The following is a 16,833-nucleotide window of genomic DNA, read 5'->3' as shown; positions in this document are numbered from 1 at the left end:
GCATATATCCAGGATTTAACATCCCATGGCTGATGGAAAACCAACCTCCCCACAGTTTTTGCTCTTTGAAAGTGAAAGTGAAGCTGAGTGCGCTGCAGAAGTGGCGGCAGCGACACCACCCAACGGGCCGTTCAGTGATTTCATAGTGTATGTGGATGAAAGCGGCGATCACGGGATGCAGACACTCGATGTCAACTACCCCATGTTTGTTTTGGCTTTCTGTGTTTTCCATAAGAGGCACTACTGTGAAAAGGTCATCCCGGCGCTTCAGAAGTTCAAGTTCAATCATATGGGGCATGATCTTGTAGGCTTGCATGAACTGGAAATTCGCAAGGAAAAAGGCGCGTTCTCCAGCATGTTCGCCTCTCGCCAGCACAAACATCTTTTTCTTGAAGAGCTGACCAGCATCATCGAGTCGAGCAACTTCGTCTTGATCAGTTGTGTGATTGATAAAGCCACTCTTCGCGAGCAGCAAGGTCCAATACACAACCCTTACCATCTGGCATTGGGCTTCTGTCTCGAAACACTCTACGAGTTTTTACAAGAGAAAAATCAGCAGAGTGCGTTGACGCATGTGATTTTCGAGCGTCGGGGTCGTAAAGAAGATAACGAGCTTGAATTGGAGTTTCGTCGGATGTGTGACGGAGCCAATCGTCTGGGCATCCGCTTGCCGTTTGATGTGGTGTTTGCGACCAAGCAGGTCAATTCGACAGGATTGCAGCTTGCGGACCTTGTTGCCCGACCCGTCGGCATGAGCGTTTTACGGCCGGGCCAGGAAAATCGAGCCTTTGACGTGCTTAAGCGCAAGTTTTACTGCAGCGGGGGGCGGAGCAGGGTGGGCGAGGGGTTTGAAAACTGGGGGCTTAAAATTTTCCCTGCCGCAGAAAGCGAAAAGCCCCGGTGAAACTCACCGAGGCTATAACGCCGACCGGGATCCCCCAGTCCATTTGCGGCAGATTCTATGCTTGCGATTTTTGAGTGTCAACGCGGGGTAGCTGAGTAGTCGCCAGGCCATGATCCTGTTCAGTCAACTGACACGCTCACTGTAGATAGCTGTTGCCTGAGCAACAGCTATCGGACATTTCCTAGCTGAGAGCGACAGTCTGCTTTCACTCAAATTTTTCAGCCTATTGGTTTTAAAGGATAAAAACCCTGGCACGGCCTCTGCAATGCCTCCTGGTGAACCCTTTCACCAGCCGCACGCGGAGCCTTGTATGCCTTTGAGTCTTTCCTCGCTTTCCCGTCTGATCTGCCTCGGCGCCGTTGTGCTGCTGGGTCACGCCGCCGTCGCCCAGGCTGCCGACGGCGATGACGCCGTGCCGTCCCTGGCCGGTAAGCGCATTGCGGTGAGCATGACTGGCACCAGTCACTATTTCGATATCAAGGCGTTCCAGGCCCAGGTGGATGAGATCAAGCGCCTGGGCGGTACGCCGATCACTCTCGACGCCGGGCGCAATGACAAGAATCTGGTGACCCAGCTGCAAACCGTGGTCACCCAGAAGCCCGACGCGGTGATCCAGACCCTCGGCACCCTCAGCGTGATCGACCCGTGGCTCAAGCGCATCAGCAAGGCCGGGATTCCGCTGTTCACCATCGATGCGCCGTCGCAGTACAGCCTCAACAACACCACGTCCGACAACGTCGCCACCGGCAAGGCCCTGGCTGATCAACTGATCAAGGACGCCGGCGGCAAGGGCAAGATCCTGGTGTTCAATGGTTTCTATGGTGTGCCGGTGTGTGCGATTCGTTATGACCAGTTGAAGCTGGCGCTCAAGGACTACCCGCAGCTGGAAATCATCCAGCCCGAGCTGCGTGATGTGATCCCCAATACCGTGCAGGACGCCTACTCCCAGGTGTCGGCGTTGCTCAACAAATACCCGCAGGGCAGTGTTTCGGCGATCTGGTCGGCCTGGGATATTCCGCAACTGGGCGCGAGCAAGGCGTTGATCGATGCCAAGCGCACCGAGATCAAGACCTATGGCGTCGACGGTACCCCCGAGGTCCTGGCGCTGCTCGGCCAGGCGAACTCGCCGGTGGGTGCGGTAGTCGCGCAGCAACCGGCGCTGATCGGCAAGACGGCCGTGCAAAATGTGGCGCGCTACCTGGCCGGGCAACGTGATCTGCCCAAGGAAACCCATGTCGCCACCTTGCTGACCACCGCCGGCAACCTGGCGCAGGTTCAACAGCTGCGGGGTGACTGATGGCCGCCTTGCACCTGCAACACCTGCGCAAGCGCTTTGGCGCTACCCAGGCGCTGGATGATGCGAGCCTCAAGGTCGAGCGCGGCAGCATCCATGGGCTGGTGGGCGAGAACGGCGCGGGCAAGTCGACCTTGATCAAGATCCTGGCCGGTATCCACACGGCCGACGCGGGGCAGGTGAGCATCGACGGCCAGGCCTATGCAACGCTGTCGCCGCGCAAGGTGGACGCATTGGGCGTGCAGTTCATCCATCAGGAGCGCCTGCTGCCCGCCAGTTTTACCGTAGGCGAAGCGCTGTATTTCGGGCATGAGTTGCGCCGGGGTCCGTTTGTGGATCGGCGGCGGCAGCAGCGTGAGGCGCAGCGTCTGTTGGCGGAATACTTTGACCTGCAACTGCCTCCCGGCGCCTTGGTGGGCGAATTGAACAGCGCCGAGCGCCAGGTGCTGCAAATCACCCGGGCACTGATTCGCCAACCGAAGATCCTGGTGTTCGACGAGCCCAGCGTGGCGCTGGTCAAGCGCGAGGTCGACCAGCTGCTGCGCATCGTCAAGCGCCTGCGCGACCAAGGGCTTTCGATCCTCTACATCTCTCATTACCTGCAGGAAATCGACAGCCTGTGCGACGACGTCACGGTGCTGCGCAACGGTCGGGATGTGGCGGTGGTGCAGCCACGGCACACGTCCAGCGCAGAGATTGCGCGGCTGATGGTCAACCGCGACGTGCAGGAGATGTACCCCAAGGCCAGGGTCGAGTTGGGCGCGCCGCTGTTGCAGGTGCGCGGGCTGAGTCTGGCGCGGCGTTATCGGCAGATTGACCTGCATGTGCGGCGCGGTGAAATCGTTGGCCTCACCGGGCTGGTCGGCTCCGGCGCCAAGGAATTGTTCAAGACACTGTTCGGCGTCGAGCGGGCCGACAGCGGCAGTGTGCATCTGGACGGGCGCTTGCTGCGCCTGCGGTCACCCGGCCAGGCGATTGCTGACGGCATTGCGCTGGTGCCGGAGGAGCGGCGTAGCCAAGGCATCTCGCCGCTGCTGTCGGTGCTGGAAAACCTCACGCTGGCGGGGCTCTCGCGCTTCAGCCGCTGGGGCTTGCTGAACCGGGGCAACGAGCAGGCGGAAACTGCGCGCTTGATTGAGGAACTGGCGATCAAGACGCCGGGGCCTGACGCCGCCGTCAGCCAATTGAGCGGCGGTAACCAGCAGAAGGTTGCCCTGGGTAAATGGCTCAGCCGTCGCTCGGCGGTGTACTTGCTGGACGAGCCCTGTGTGGGCGTGGATGTGGGCGCCAAGGTGGAAATCTATCGGCTGATTGGGCGCCTGGTGGAAGAGGGCGCAGCGGTGTTGGTGCTGTCATCGGACTTGCCGGAATTGCTGGGGATCAGTGATCGGATCCTGGTGCTGCATCGCGGCGAGATTGCCGGTGAGTTTCGTGCGGGGGAGGTCGACAGCGATCAGTTGCTCGCCTGTGCAACGGGCGCCGTGCCCACGGCAGCTGTGCGGGCGAGGGAGGTCGAGCATGCTTGAGGTCATACTGCGCCGGGGTTCGGCGGGCGTATTCCTGGTGATTCTGCTGGGGTTTGCCCTGGCGGCGCCGGGGTTTGTGTCGCCGGGCAACCTGGCCAATGTGTTCAGTCAATCGGCGATTCTCGGCGTGTTGGCCTTCGGGCTGACCTGCGTGATTATCGGCGGCGGCTCGAATGTGCTGGCCGGTGGGCTCGACCTGTCGCTGGCGGCCAATCTGGGGCTGTGCGCAGCGGTGTTCAGCCGCCTTAACAATGCCGGGCTGGAGCTGGGGCTCACCCTACTGTTGACCTTGGGCTGTGGCCTGGCAGTCGGCCTGTTCAATGGCTTGGCCGTGGTGCTGCTGCGCCTGCCGCCGCTGCTGGCCACCCTGGCGAGCATGAATGTGCTGGCGGGGCTGGAGTTGGTGCTGACGGAAAATACCGTGGTTTCCACCGACTCACCGCTGCTGGACGTGCTCAGCGGCGGCAGTTGGCTGGCGGTGCCCGCCCTGGCCTGGGTGTTGCTGCTGACGGCGGGGTTGCTGACCATGTTAATCCAGCATTCGGCCTATGGCCTGCGCCTGCACGCGGTGGGTGAATATCCCCAGGCGGCGCAGGCGGCGGGCATTCGCGTGCGCGCTTATGGGGTGTCGAGTTATGCGCTGTCGGGCCTGTGCGCCGGGGTGGCTGCGTTGTGTTCGGCGGCGTTTTTCAGCGGCAGCACTACGGGCTCCGGCGACATGCTGCTGTCGGTGGTGGCGATTGCCTTTCTCGGCGTGGTGTTTTCCCGCCGGCTGGTGGCAAGTATTCCTGGGACGTTGTTGGCGGCGTTGCTGATCGGTTTTCTGATCAACGGCTTTCAGTTGCTCAACCTGTCGAACTTCTGGGTCAACGGTGTGCAAGGTGTGCTGATCCTGCTGGTGGTGGCCGCGTCCAGCGCATTGAATCGGGGAGCCGGCTCATGAACCCGCGCGCCTTGCTGCCGCTGACATTGCCGCTGGTATTTGCGTTGATCGTGCTGGTGTTTGCTGTTCAGGCACCGGGCTTCCTGAGCGGTGGCAACCTGAAAAGCCTGGTGCTGAATAACTTTGTACTGCTGGCCATTGTTGCCATCGGCATGACGTACGCGGTGGCGGCAGGTGGCATCGACCTGTCGGTGGGCACTGCGCTGGATTTCGCCAGTTTCAGTTTTGTGGTGCTGCTCAATGGCGGGCATGGCTGGGCCGTTGCCGCGACCGGTGCGTTGATCGCGGCGCTGTTGGTCGGCGTGCTGAATGCCGGGTTGATCGCCGGGCTGCGGATCAGTCCATTTCTTGCCACCTTGGGCACACTGTTTATCGGCACCAGCGCCCAGCAATTGCTCTCGGACGGCGGCCAGCCCATCTACATCAGCCAGGGGTTGAAGCCGGAACTGAGCGGCCTTGCGCCTTTGCTGATCGTGCTGGGGCTGGCGTTGTTCTACGGCTTGGCGTTGGCACGCGGACGCCTGGGTCGTGAACTCCTGGCCCAAGGCACCCAGCCGCTGCTGGCGTATTACTCAGGGTTGTCGGTGCAGCGGATTGTCAGCGTCGTGGCCCTGGCGACTGCCCTGGCCTGCGGGGTGGCGGGGGTGTTGCTCAGTTCTACGGTCAGCGCCTACGTGCCGTTGTCGGGCAATGCCTTTTTGCTCAATGCCATCGGCGCGGTCTTTATCGGCACCACCTTGAGCCGGCAGGGCCGGGCGAACATTCCAGGAACCCTGCTGGGCGTGCTGTTTATCAACGTCATCGCCAACGGCCTGCTGTTGATCGGCTGGAACTTCTACTGGCAGCAAGTGGCGACCGGCGTGCTGATCTTTATCGTGCTGAGCTTCAGTTTTGCCAGTCGGCGAATGTTGGAGCGCAACTAGCCGGCGCTCAGCAGGGTGGTCGACCTCCGCTAACCGCTCGTCGCTAACAGCTTCCTGCTGCTTTTACGCTATAATCCCGCCCTTTAGCTGTTTCCTGCCCAGGCAGGAAGCACACTTTTTTCAGGCGCCACCCGCCTGCATGCAGACTAAAAGAGGCTAGACCCCTGTGGCATTGACGATTCTTGGCCTGTCCGGCGCCCTTAGCCATGATCCTTCCGCAGCCTTGTATATCGACGGCAAGCTGATCGCGGCCGCCGAAGAAGAGCGTTTCGTACGCGACAAACATGCAAAGAACCGCATGCCCTACGAATCGGCGAAGTTCTGCCTGGAACAGGCCGGTATCAAGCCTTCCGATGTTGACGTGGTAGCGATTCCGTTCGCCCCGATCAGCCTGTTCGGCGAGGCGCGCTGGCACTATGCCAAGCGGTACTGGTACGCCCCGGACCGCGCACTTGACGCGATCCTGATGGGCAACCGTCGCTACAAGCGCTATCGCAACAAGATCGTCTGGTGCCTGGAGCAACTGGGCTTCGATCCGAAGAAAATCAAGATCGAACCGGTTGAACACCACCTGGCCCACGCTTCCAGCGCTTACCACTGCTCCGGTTTTCAAGAAAAAACCGCGATCCTGGGGATCGACGGCAAGGGTGAATACGCCACCACGTTCTTCGGCTACGGCGAAAACGGCAAGATCCACAAGATCAAGGAATTCTACGACCCGGACTCCCTCGGCGGCCTGTATGGCGCGATCACCGAGTTCCTCGGCTTCGAGATGCTCGACGGTGAGTTCAAGGTCATGGGCATGGCGCCGTACGGCGATGCCAGCAAATACGATTTCTCGCGCCTGGCCTCCTTTGAGAACGGCGAGTTGGTGATCAATACCGACTACGCCAACGTCATCGGCCTGCGCCGGTATAAAGAGAAGGGCAAGGGCTTCTACTTCTCGCCAAAACTGATCGAGTGGCTGGGTCCCAAGCGTGAAGGCGACATCGCTGACGAACCGTACATCCACTACGCCGCGAGCATGCAAGCGCTGTTCGAAAAACTGGCCTTGCAGATGATCGACCATTACCTGGGCGACATTCTCAAGGACACCGGCAAGCTGGCCTTCGCCGGCGGCTGTGCGCTGAACGTCAAGCTGAACCAGAAGATCATCGCCCGTGACGACGTGAAAGAGTTGTTTGTGCAGCCGGCGTCCGGCGATGCCGGTACGGCAGTTGGCGCCGCTGCCTACGTGTCCCACGCCCGCGGTGTGCCGGTGGAGAAGATGGAACACGTCTACCTCGGCCCGTCCTACAGCAACGAAGACGTAATTGCGGCGTGTGCCAAGCACGAGAGCAAGCCGGTGTGGCGCAAGATCGACAACATGCCCCAGCGCATTGCCAAGATCATGGTCGACGGCAACCCGGTAGCCTGGTTCCAGGGCCGCATGGAGTTTGGCCCGCGTGCGTTGGGCGGTCGTTCGATCATCGGTTGCCCAAGTGCTACCGGCGTGGCTGACCGTATCAACCACCAGATCAAGTTCCGCGAGCGCTGGAGGCCTTTCTGCCCGTCGATGCTCGACACCGTGGCCCCGCAGATGATCAAGGTCGATCACCCGGCGCCGTTCATGACCTTCACCTTTGAAGTCTCGGAAGAGTGGAAAACTCGCGTGCCGGAAGTAGTCCATGAAGATGGCACCTCCCGCGCCCAGGTGCTCAAGCGCGAGTACAACCCGCGCTACTACGACATGATGAAAGAGCTCGAAGTGCTGACCGGCAACGGCGTGTCCCTGAACACCTCGCTCAACCGTCGTGGCGAAGCGATGATCTGCTCGCCGAAGGACGCGCTGGACATGTTCTTCGGCTCCGACCTGCAATACCTGATCATGGAAGACATCCTGGTCGTCAAAGACGGCGTGGACCCTTATGACGCGCTCGGCTGATCGCCACGTCCTGCAGTTCTGCCACGGCTATTACGGGCCGTTCCTGGATTGCGCGCGGCAGTACGCGAGCCTGTTCGCTGGCTCCGGCTACAAGGTGACCACGGTGTTTCTCACCGGGGTCGCCGATCCGCAGGTGGCTGCCGAGTGTGCGTCGGACGAAGTGTTGTTCATGGAATTCAGCTCCAGGGCCGTTCGCGGCCTGAAGCTGGGTGCGATCCGTGAACTGCGCAAGATCGCCGCGTCGCGCAACTTCAGCTTTTGTATCGCTCACCGCTTCAAGCCGATCTACATCGCCTTGCTCGGTACGCGGCTGCCGGTGATCGGCGTGCATCACGCCTTTGGTGATTATCAGCGTCAAAGCCGCTCACTGTTCGCCGGGTTCTTCCGCAAGCGCCTGAGTTTGCTGGGGGTTTCCGACGCCGTGCGTGACGACCTGCGCCGCAGTCTGCCGGGCTGGCCCGCAGCGCGTATCCAGACCTTGTACAACCGTATCGATGTCGACGCGTTGCAGGCCATTCAGGTGCCGGCCGATGAGGCACGCGATGCCCTGGGCTTGTCGCCGGATGAATGGGTCGTCGGCAACGTCGGCCGCCTGCACGCGGACAAAGACCAGGCCACGCTGCTCAAAGGCTTTGCCCTGGCGTTGCCGCACTTGCCGGCCCAGAGCCGTTTGGCGATTCTCGGCAGCGGCCGCCTGGAGCAAAGCCTCAAGGACCTGGCGCACGAGCTGGGGGTTGCCCAGCAGGTGCTGTTTCTCGGCCAGGTGCCGGATGCACGCCGGTATTTCCGTGCGTTCGACGTGTTTGCCCTGAGCTCCGATCACGAGCCGTTCGGCATGGTGCTGCTGGAAGCCATGGCGGCCGGTGTACCGTTGCTGGCCACGGCCTGTGGCGGTGCGAAGGAAGTGGTCGAAGGCGTCGGTATTCTGTTCCCCTTCGGCGACGCCGAACACCTCGCCCAGGGGTTGCGCCATTTGGCCGCGATGGATCACCACCAGCAACGGCAGTGCGCCGAGATGATGCTGGAACGCCTGCGCACGCATTTCTCGGATCAGGCGGTACGCGATACCTTCTGGCAATTGCCGCACGTTATTGAACTGACCGCGGGGGCCTGATGCTCAATCGATTCCAAGGCTGGCGCGAGCGAGGCTGGTCCGTCGTCGACGCGCCTGCCTATAGCGAAGCCTGGCAACGTTTTGGCGGCAGCGTCGCGACGCATCCCCAAGTGATCGAACGCCTGGCCGGGCTGGCCGATATTCCGGTGCGCTACCTGGCCTGGGAGCAGGGCGGTGAAACGCAGGCGTGCATCGCCACCTGGGGCCGCGACCTGGCGTTGTCCAAGGACGTACTCAAGCAAAAAGGCAAGAAAGGCCTGTTTGACTTGGGTAACGCCGAATTGATCCTGCCCGCCGCCGCGAATGCCCAGGCGCCGTTGCGCCACCGCGCGCGCTACCTGTCGGCCCTGAACGAAGGCCGTTTCAGCGGCCTCAAGCCTCAGGCCGAACAGTTGGCCATGGCCCGCACCCCGGAAGAACTGTCGAAGAAATTCCGCTACAACCAACGCCGCGAACTGCGTTTGCTCGAAGAGGCGGGTGGTGTCGTGCGCCCGGTCAGTGAGTTTTCCAGCCAGGAACTGGCCGCGATCTACTGCGATCTGTTCCTGCGCCGCTGGGGGTTTGTCGCCACCGGTGCCGAGCGCATGGCTGAAGTGATCGAGCTGCTGCGCGAGTGGCTGATTGGCTCGGTGATTTTCCTCAACAATGCGCCCATCGCGGTCCAGTTGGTGTACCGGGTCGAGTCGCCCGAGTGGATCAGCGTGGAGTACGTCAACGGCGGTGTCGACCCTGAGACCCGTGCGTTCAGCCCGGGCAGCGTCCTGAGTTTCCTCAACACCCAGAGCGCCTGGGAGCAGGCACGCGAAGTCGGCAAGCCGCTGCGCTTTTCCTTCGGGCGTGCCGACCGCGAGTACAAAGACCGTTGGTGTAACCCTGTGCCGGTGCTGACCGTATGACCCGCAAACAGCAATTGCTCAAGCGTCATCGGCGCAACAAGCGGGTTGCCCTGCTGATCGGCCTGTTGCTGCTGGTGGTGATCGGCGTCTGGGTCGCCTGGTGGTTGCCGTTGTTACTCGGCGTGCTGGCCTGGGTCGCCCATGAGGCCTGGTTTGCCGACCATCTGTTTTATGCTCCCGGCGAAGACTATCAATACCGGTTCTCGGCGGATGCCGAGGTGGCGGGAGTGCGCCTCGACGGCGCGCAACTGCGGGTTGATTCGCCCCTGCAAGCCGATGCGACCCTGGTGTTGGCCATCAAGGTCAAGAGCAGTTGGCTGGGGCGTTTTCTGGATCCGGGGATTGAGATTTCGGGCGCTGACGGCGCTGATCGACAGGTTTTCGAGCGGGGTGTGAACGGGGTTCGTTATCTCAACCTCAGTGGCCTGGCGCCTGCCCTGGCGGCAGGTGAGCTGCGTCTGCGCGGGCATTTTTGCACCTTGCACGGCGCGCCCCGGTTGTGGGCCTGGGTCGATCCGGATTATTCAGAGCAGCGGGTGATGGTCATCGCGCCCCATGCCGATGACGCCGAGCTGGCTGCTTTTGGCTTGTATAGCCAGGCTGAAAAACCATGGATCGTAACCCTCACGGCCGGTGAAATCGAAGCCGAGCATTATCAGCAAATGGGCCTGGACCCGGTCGACGCCTCGCGCATCAAAGGCCGCCTGCGCGCCTGGGACAGCATCGCCGTGCCGCTTTGGGCAGGTGTACCCCAGGCCCATTGCGTGCAGTTGGGCTACTTCTGCCTGCAATTGCCGGCGATGCGCGCGGCGCCTGATCAGCCAGTGGCTTCGCGCGAAGCGCAGCTGTCGGATATCCGCCTGTTTCGCCAGTTCAATCCGTTCCCGTTACCGGCGGATGTCGACGGCCTGCCGACCTGGAACAACCTGTTGGCCGATCTGCGCCAGTTGCTGCTGACGGCGCGTCCCGAAGTGATCGTGTTGCCGCATCCGGTGCTCGACCCGCACCCAGACCATATTTGCGCGCAGCAGGCGGTGGTCGAGGCGTTGCAAGGCTTGGAATGGCAACCGACCATTATCCTGGGCTACGCCAACCATCTGCATGACAACGACCGCTGGCCCATGGGTGACGCGGGCGCCGGGATTGCCTTGCCGCCGCTGTTCGACGACACGCTTGAGCTGCGCCCATGTAGCTTGCCGCTGTCGTTGGCGCAGCAGCGCGACAAAGCCATGGCGCTTGGCATGATGCATGACCTGCAACCCGCACCGCCGTTCAAGCGTCGGGTGCGCCGCTGGCTCCAGCGGGTGCTGGCGGGCCGTGCGCGGTCGCCTTATGGCGAGAACGAGTTTTTCCGCAAGGCCGTACGACGGCATGAGTTGTTCTGGCGTTTGTGAAAGGAAAGGTCATGAAAGTTTTGTTTCTGGTACAGAAAGAACAGCGCGCGATTCTGGATCGCTTGTACGAAGGCATTGCCGAGCACTGCGAGTGTGATACCCGCTGGCTGAGCAGCGATGAGCAGCGCAACCTGCGCGGTTACTTCAAGCGCGAAGTCGACGTGACCCGCTATGACCGCATCGTCTTCTTCCTGCGCTTCAAGCAGGAAATCCGCCAGGCCGGGTTTATCCGTACGATCCCGAACCTGGTGATCCTCGAACACGACGCCTACCAGAACTACATCCCCTGCAAATACACCGGCAAGTTCAGTGCGCACTACCGCCGCTTGCCGTGGGCGCGGGTGATCAGCTCCGGCTACAGCGTGGCCGAGCGCCTGCGTGCCGAAGGCTTTGATGCGGTGTTCGTGCCCAAAGGCTACGACCAGGCGTTGTTGCAGCACCAGGGGCTGGAGCGCGACATCGAGTTGGCATTTGTCGGCAGCACCAACAGTGTGGCCTATAGCGGCCGTAAGGCGCTGCTTGATGAGTTGGCCTGCGTTGAGCCGCTGGTGGTCACGCGCACCAAGTCGGGTGAGGAATACTGCGCGACGCTTAACCGGATTCGCTTTTTCGTCAGTGCCGATGTGGGCATGGGCGAGTACATGATCAAGAACTTCGAGGCCATGGCCTGTGGCTGTGTGCTGCTGGCGTTTGACCAAGGGGCTGCGGAAAACGAAGCCCTTGGGTTCAAGGACATGGTCAATGTGGTGTTCTACAAGGACATTCCACAGTTGCAGGAAAAGCTCTCGCAGCTGCGCGCCGACCCGCAACTGGCGGCAGAAATCGCGCGCAACGGGCAAGAGCTTGCCGTCAGCCAGTTCAGCTTTGCGCGCATCGGCCAGCGTATTGTCGAAGAGCTCCAGCCGCCCTTGCGGCCTCGTGCGCCGTTGAACTGGCTGGAGCGGTTGCGCCTGAAACTCGGTGTTTGATCCGCGAAGCACAAAGAGCCACACCCACGCCGCATAAGGTTTTTTCGATGAGCATTCTCAACATCATGTGGGCCGGTGGTTCTGCATTTGCCTCGGTGCAGAAGGTGCATCAGCAGATACTGTCCCATACCGACAGCGGCGCTCCCGTTCACCACTGGCTGCTTCAAGGCAGTGCGGCCGGTAGCGATGGCCTGGCCGAGGGTGCTGTGGAGTGGGATTTGTCTTCCGCAAAGCTCAAGGGCCGGCACCTGTGGAAGTGGTTGATGCCGTGGATGCATGCACGCTTTCGCAAGGCCTTGCCCGACGATCTGCAGGTGGTGCTCCTTGACGGGATCGGCGTCGCCCGTGTGTTCTTGCCCGTGCTCAAGCACTTGCCGCATGTGCGCGCCGTGGTGATTTTCCATGGTGCCACGCGTTTGCGCGGTGCGGATCAACAGTTGTTCGACTCGTTTCCTGCGTCGCAACTCACGGTGACGGCAGTGTCGCAGACCCTCGCCGGTTCGCTGGAGCGTGACCTCAAGCGACCTGTGGTTGTGCTGCGCAGTGCTTTCGACCCTGTGGTTTTTCGTGCTGCGGTGCTTTCCCGTGAACAGGCTCGCTCCCGCCTGGGCCTGTCGTTAGAGGCCGCGCCGGCGATAGGTGCGGTCGGTCGACTGGTCGATGGCAAGGGGTTTGCCTGCTTGGTGGACGCCTTTGCTACTGCGACGGCTGATCAGCCGGATGCGCGCCTGGTGATTATCGGCGAAGGGCCCGCGAGACCTGGGCTTGAAGCGCGTATCGAGGCGCTTGGCGTGCGCGACAAAGTGTCCTTGCCGGGGCATCTGCCCGAGGCGGCGAGCCTTTATCGGGCGTTTGACTGGGTGGCCATTCCTTCGAAGGAAGAGGGCTTGGGGCTGATCGTGCAAGAGGCGGTGATGGCCGGCGTGCCCGTGTTGACCAGCGAGCTGGCGGTGTTCCGCGAGCAGTTGGGGGATTGCGGTTGGTACGCGCCTGCAGACGATGCTGCGTCCTGGAGTAACCTCCTGACGCGTGCGTTCGCGAGTTCCGCTGAGGAGGTCGTCGAGGCTCAGTCGCGGGCACTGGCGCCGGAGCAAGCCTGGAGTGATTTCACTGAAACCACCCGACGGCTGTTTTCATGCCGCTAGCAGGGCGTGCTCCAGTGCTCGCATTGGAAAGCGTTCGTTCAGGTTCTCACGCGCAATATAACGTGCGAAGTGTTGCAGGTTGCGCCGAGCCAGTTCCGGGTTCAATGGCGCGCGCAGGAAGCGCATATCGGCCACGTCGATCAGGCCCATTTCATTGTCGGGTGTCACGACAATATTGCCCAAATGTAACGAACGGAAGTAAATGCCCGCGTCATGCAGGCGACGAATAAGGGCCACCAGCGGGTCGAGGTTCGCTTGCCAATCAAAGCCTTCGCGGCTGGAGATCTGGCGCAGCGTCTCGCCCGGCAACGGACGGTACAGCACGGCAGTCATGCCGGGCGCCGTCAGTTGAAAGAACGCGAGTACGCTCAAGGTGGGGATACCACGCTGCTGCAGTTGCGCCACATTGTCGATAAACCGCTTGGAGTACGGGCGAAACAACGCAGAGGAGAACAGGCGTTTGCGGCGAAACAGTTTGAGGATATTCCCGTCGGTCAGCAGGTAGACTTTGGGGCCGTAGCTGTCCTTCTCCAGGATTTTGGCACCTTCAATCATCGCGGTTAAATCGGCCTGGGGGAGCCTTGAACATTGCATCGTCGGAAAGCCTTGTGGGAGTCGCGGGCACAGTGGTCGGTAATAATGCCGAAAGTTTTGGGTTTTAACCATGCCGGGTTGGCGGGTTGAACGTATTCAGGAGCGGGTGATGCAAGCAAGTCGTTGGGCGCAGGTATGGATGATTTTGGGGTTACTTTGGTTTTTGCTGGCAGTTGCCTTCGCGCCGACCAATAAGATTTATCAACAAGGCTTGACGCTGTTCCTGTGGTTGCCGGCAATGGTGTTTGCCTGGGCGGCGCGTGAGCGTCTCAAGGAGGTCTGGCACGAACAGCGCTGGATCTGCCTGATGATTGCCGCGCTTGCTGTCTGGGGCGCGATCAGCCTGTTGTGGACCAACGCCGAAGACCCGTCCCGCGAGGCCAAGCGCCTGCTGTATATCGGCGTGTTCCTGCTGTTTTTCCCGGTGTTTGCGTGTGGTCAACCCGAGCGCGTCATTCGCGTGATGCAATGGGGTGGCTTCGGGCTGGCATTGTCGTCGCTGCTTGCAATCATCAAGTTCTATGGCATTGAGCATAATAGCTGGACGGCGCGTCTGGCCGGCTTGGGCCAATTGTCCCACCCCATCCTGGGCGCCTACGTGATCGGCTTGGCGGCCGTCTGGCTGTTGCACTGGGTTCCCCGTGGGCGCTGGATGCAAGTGGGTTGGGTGCTGGCGGTTGGGTTCCTCGGACTGTTCGTGGTGTTGAGCCAAAGCCGTGGCGCCGCGCTGGCGTTGCTGCTGACAGTGGTGGCGATGCCTGCCTGGTGCCGTGATCGGCGTACCGCCGTGATTGCCATTGGCGCAGTGGTGGCGGCCCTGGCGGTGTTCTTCGCCATGCAATCGCTGATGCTGGCCCGTGGTGTGTCCTACCGCCCGCAGATCTTCATGGCGGCCGTGCAAATGATCAGCGAGCGCCCTTGGACCGGCCTCGGGCTGGGCGGCGACTACAAGATATTTGCCGATAACCTCTTTTTTGACCACTCCCATAACCTGTTCACCCATGTGAGCATCGAGTTGGGCCTGCCGGGTCTGCTGCTGTGGTGCGGCCTGTGGTTCGGTGTGCTGTGGCAAGCCTGGAAGGCCCGCGACACCCTCTACGGCAAGGGCGTCATCGGCATGTGGGTGTTTTCGTTCCTGGCCATGCAGTTCGACGCCGCCAGCCTGACGGGCACGCCGCGTGCCGAGTGGTTCATTTCCTGGCTGCCGATTGCGCTGGCCAGTGTTTTGGTCTGGGCTCGGGCCAAACCCGACGCGTGTGATAAAGTTCGCGTCCTACCCAATCAGTGAGCTCGACACATGAGTGACGCACCGCCCAAAGCGGACCAGGAATCCAGCCTGAAAATCTATTTCCGGCTGCTGGGCTATGTGAAACCGTACCTCGGCATGTTCCTGCTGAGTATCGTGGGCTTCGTGATTTTTGCTTCGACCCAGCCAATGCTCGCCGGGATTCTCAAGTACTTCGTGGATGGCTTGAGCAATCCCGATGTGGTGTTTTTGCCCAAGGTCCCGTTTTTCAAGGACCTGAAGTTGCTGATGGCCGTGCCGCTGCTGATCATCCTGATCGCCGCGTGGCAAGGCCTCGGCTCTTTCCTGGGTAACTACTACCTGGCCAAGGTTTCCCTGGGGCTGGTGCATGACCTGCGGGTCCAGCTGTTCAACAAGCTGTTGGTGCTGCCTAATCGCTATTTCGATACCCATAACTCGGGGCACCTGATTTCCCGCATCACCTTCAACGTGACCATGGTCACCGGCGCGGCCACGGATGCGATCAAGGTCGTGATCCGCGAAGGCCTTACGGTGGTGTTCCTGTTCGGCTACCTGCTGTGGATGAACTGGAAACTGACCCTGGTGATGCTGGCAATCCTGCCGTTGATCGCAATCATGGTCGGCAGCACCAGCAAGAAATTCCGCAAGCAGAGCAAGAAGATCCAGGTGGCGATGGGCGACGTGACCCACGTAGCCTCCGAGACCATCCAGGGTTACCGCGTGGTGCGCAGCTTCGGCGGCGAAGACTACGAGCAGCGCCGCTTTGCCGCCGCCAGCCAGGGCAACACCGACAAGCAACTGAGCATGAACAAGACCGGCGCGGTCTACACGCCGATGCTGCAACTGGTGATCTACACGGCCATGGCCGCGTTGATGTTCCTGGTGCTGCTGTTGCGCGGTGAGGCGACGGCAGGTGATCTCGTGGCCTACATCACGGCGGCGGGCCTGCTGCCCAAGCCGATCCGCCAGTTGTCGGAAGTCAGCTCGACGATCCAGAAAGGTGTGGCCGGCGCAGAAAGCATCTTTGAACAACTGGATGAAGTGCCTGAAGTCGACGGCGGTACCGTGGAGCGTGATCGCGTCAGCGGTCGCCTGGACGTGCGCAACCTGAGCTTCACTTACCCAGGCACCGAGCGCGAAGTGCTCAAGAACATCAGCTTCAGCGCAGCGCCTGGGCAGATGATCGCCCTGGTCGGACGCTCAGGCAGCGGCAAGTCGACACTGGCCGCCCTGATTCCGCGTTTCTACCATCATGAAACCGGGGAAATCCTGCTGGACGAAGTCGAGATCGAAGACTATCGCCTGCGCAACCTGCGCCGCCATGTGGCCCAGGTTACCCAGCATGTGACCCTGTTCAACGATACCGTGGCCAATAACATCGCCTACGGCGACCTGGCCGACGCGCCGCGTGCCGACATCGAAAAAGCAGCGGCCGATGCCTACGCCATGGACTTCATCGCGGAGCTGCCCAAAGGCCTGGACACCGAAGTCGGTGAAAACGGCGTGCTGCTTTCCGGTGGCCAGCGCCAGCGCCTGGCGATTGCCCGGGCCCTGCTGAAAAATGCCCCGCTGCTGATCCTGGATGAAGCGACCTCGGCGCTGGATACCGAGTCCGAGCGGCATATCCAAGCCGCACTGGATAAGGTCATGAAAGGCCGCACCACCCTGGTGATCGCACACCGTTTGTCGACCATCGAAAAGGCCGACCTGATTCTGGTAATGGACCACGGCGAAATTGTCGAGCGCGGTACGCATGTCGAACTGCTGGCCAAGGGCGGCTATTACTCGCGCCTGCACGCCATGGGGCTGGACGAGCCGGTCGCGAACAACATCACCTGAACCAACGGGGCGTGCAATGCGCCCCGCTGTTTGTATCAAGACCCTTACAGGGCTTGACCAAAGCCAAATAATTCACTGCCTGTCGTTTGTTATGTTGGCCTT

14 protein-coding genes are annotated in these 16,833 nt (G+C 61.2%); 13 read left to right on the top strand and 1 reads right to left on the bottom strand.

The features are described from left to right. Positions 1-25: 25 nt before the first annotated feature. The 11 genes from AOA60_RS06625 (at position 26) to AOA60_RS06575 (ending at position 13,031) form a co-directional block, all read left to right on the top strand. Positions 26-904 (top strand): DUF3800 domain-containing protein, encoded by an 879-nt coding sequence (locus tag AOA60_RS06625; protein ID WP_099583723.1) that lies wholly within the window; start codon positions 26-28, stop codon positions 902-904. Positions 905-1,214: 310 nt separating this feature from the next. Next, positions 1,215-2,201: a sugar ABC transporter substrate-binding protein gene (locus AOA60_RS06620; protein WP_099583722.1), complete on the top strand. Its 987-nt coding sequence runs from the start codon at positions 1,215-1,217 to the stop codon at positions 2,199-2,201. Then, on the top strand, positions 2,201-3,724 hold the full coding sequence (locus tag AOA60_RS06615; protein WP_099583721.1) for a sugar ABC transporter ATP-binding protein: 1,524 nt from the start codon (positions 2,201-2,203) through the stop codon (positions 3,722-3,724). Before AOA60_RS06620 ends, AOA60_RS06615 begins: the two co-directional genes overlap by 1 nt. Continuing rightward, a complete protein-coding gene (locus AOA60_RS06610; protein ID WP_099583720.1) occupies positions 3,717-4,667 on the top strand; it encodes an ABC transporter permease in 951 nt (316 codons plus the stop codon). The genes AOA60_RS06615 and AOA60_RS06610 overlap by 8 nt, the downstream gene beginning before the upstream one ends. Beyond that, on the top strand, positions 4,664-5,590 hold the full coding sequence (locus tag AOA60_RS06605; RefSeq protein ID WP_099583719.1) for an ABC transporter permease: 927 nt from the start codon (positions 4,664-4,666) through the stop codon (positions 5,588-5,590). Before AOA60_RS06610 ends, AOA60_RS06605 begins: the two co-directional genes overlap by 4 nt. 166 nt (positions 5,591-5,756) lie before the next feature. Beyond that, positions 5,757-7,514 carry a carbamoyltransferase gene (locus AOA60_RS06600; RefSeq protein WP_099583718.1) on the top strand — a complete coding sequence of 586 codons (1,758 nt, stop codon included), beginning with the start codon at positions 5,757-5,759 and terminating at the stop codon, positions 7,512-7,514. Next, positions 7,498-8,628 carry a glycosyltransferase gene (locus AOA60_RS06595; protein WP_099583717.1) on the top strand — a complete coding sequence of 377 codons (1,131 nt, stop codon included), beginning with the start codon at positions 7,498-7,500 and terminating at the stop codon, positions 8,626-8,628. The genes AOA60_RS06600 and AOA60_RS06595 overlap by 17 nt, the downstream gene beginning before the upstream one ends. Further along, entirely contained in the window at positions 8,628-9,524 is an 897-nt protein-coding gene (locus AOA60_RS06590) for an antimicrobial resistance protein Mig-14 (RefSeq protein WP_099583716.1), read from the top strand. The genes AOA60_RS06595 and AOA60_RS06590 overlap by 1 nt, the downstream gene beginning before the upstream one ends. After that, entirely contained in the window at positions 9,521-10,918 is a 1,398-nt protein-coding gene (locus tag AOA60_RS06585) for a PIG-L deacetylase family protein (RefSeq protein ID WP_099583715.1), read from the top strand. Before AOA60_RS06590 ends, AOA60_RS06585 begins: the two co-directional genes overlap by 4 nt. Before the next feature lie 11 nt (positions 10,919-10,929). Further along, positions 10,930-11,886 carry a glycosyltransferase gene (locus AOA60_RS06580; RefSeq protein WP_099583714.1) on the top strand — a complete coding sequence of 319 codons (957 nt, stop codon included), beginning with the start codon at positions 10,930-10,932 and terminating at the stop codon, positions 11,884-11,886. A 47-nt stretch (positions 11,887-11,933) separates the two neighbouring features. Further along, positions 11,934-13,031, top strand: a complete 1,098-nt coding sequence (locus AOA60_RS06575) for a glycosyltransferase (protein ID WP_099583713.1) — start codon at positions 11,934-11,936, stop codon at positions 13,029-13,031. Here the strand turns inward: AOA60_RS06575 and AOA60_RS06570 are convergent. After that, entirely contained in the window at positions 13,020-13,586 is a 567-nt protein-coding gene (locus AOA60_RS06570; protein ID WP_178075327.1) for a toluene tolerance protein, read from the bottom strand. The genes AOA60_RS06575 and AOA60_RS06570 overlap by 12 nt on opposite strands. Before the next feature lie 148 nt (positions 13,587-13,734). Here AOA60_RS06570 and AOA60_RS06565 point away from each other — a divergent pair, with 148 nt between their 5' ends. Further along, positions 13,735-14,913: an O-antigen ligase gene (locus tag AOA60_RS06565; protein ID WP_099583711.1), complete on the top strand. Its 1,179-nt coding sequence runs from the start codon at positions 13,735-13,737 to the stop codon at positions 14,911-14,913. A gap of 9 nt (positions 14,914-14,922) precedes the next feature. Continuing rightward, the gene (gene msbA, locus AOA60_RS06560; protein ID WP_099583710.1) at positions 14,923-16,731 is read left to right on the top strand and encodes a lipid A export permease/ATP-binding protein MsbA; all 1,809 of its coding nucleotides are present in this window, start codon (positions 14,923-14,925) and stop codon (positions 16,729-16,731) included. Positions 16,732-16,833: the final 102 nt, after the last annotated feature.

Source organism: Pseudomonas sp. 2822-17, from assembly GCF_002742485.1.
Lineage (GTDB): Bacteria > Pseudomonadota > Gammaproteobacteria > Pseudomonadales > Pseudomonadaceae > Aquipseudomonas > Aquipseudomonas cyclaminis.
The sequence above is the reverse complement of the archived record's forward strand: the minus strand, read 5'-3'. Positions and strand labels throughout refer to the sequence as shown.

Excerpts from the sequence above, each read along its gene's own strand:
- AOA60_RS06625 (WP_099583723.1), top strand. The coding sequence starts at position 26 with ATGGCTGATGGAAAACCAACCTCCCCACAGTTTTTGCTCTTTGAAAGT.
- AOA60_RS06620 (WP_099583722.1), top strand. The coding sequence starts at position 1,215 with ATGCCTTTGAGTCTTTCCTCGCTTTCCCGTCTGATCTGCCTCGGCGCC.
- AOA60_RS06615 (WP_099583721.1), top strand. The coding sequence starts at position 2,201 with ATGGCCGCCTTGCACCTGCAACACCTGCGCAAGCGCTTTGGCGCTACC.
- AOA60_RS06610 (WP_099583720.1), top strand. The coding sequence starts at position 3,717 with ATGCTTGAGGTCATACTGCGCCGGGGTTCGGCGGGCGTATTCCTGGTG.
- AOA60_RS06605 (WP_099583719.1), top strand. The coding sequence starts at position 4,664 with ATGAACCCGCGCGCCTTGCTGCCGCTGACATTGCCGCTGGTATTTGCG.
- AOA60_RS06595 (WP_099583717.1), top strand. The coding sequence starts at position 7,498 with ATGACGCGCTCGGCTGATCGCCACGTCCTGCAGTTCTGCCACGGCTAT.
- AOA60_RS06590 (WP_099583716.1), top strand. The coding sequence starts at position 8,628 with ATGCTCAATCGATTCCAAGGCTGGCGCGAGCGAGGCTGGTCCGTCGTC.
- AOA60_RS06585 (WP_099583715.1), top strand. The coding sequence starts at position 9,521 with ATGACCCGCAAACAGCAATTGCTCAAGCGTCATCGGCGCAACAAGCGG.
- AOA60_RS06580 (WP_099583714.1), top strand. The coding sequence starts at position 10,930 with ATGAAAGTTTTGTTTCTGGTACAGAAAGAACAGCGCGCGATTCTGGAT.
- AOA60_RS06575 (WP_099583713.1), top strand. The coding sequence starts at position 11,934 with ATGAGCATTCTCAACATCATGTGGGCCGGTGGTTCTGCATTTGCCTCG.
- AOA60_RS06570 (WP_178075327.1), bottom strand. The coding sequence starts at position 13,586 with ATGATTGAAGGTGCCAAAATCCTGGAGAAGGACAGCTACGGCCCCAAA.
- AOA60_RS06565 (WP_099583711.1), top strand. The coding sequence starts at position 13,735 with ATGCAAGCAAGTCGTTGGGCGCAGGTATGGATGATTTTGGGGTTACTT.
- msbA (WP_099583710.1), top strand. The coding sequence starts at position 14,923 with ATGAGTGACGCACCGCCCAAAGCGGACCAGGAATCCAGCCTGAAAATC.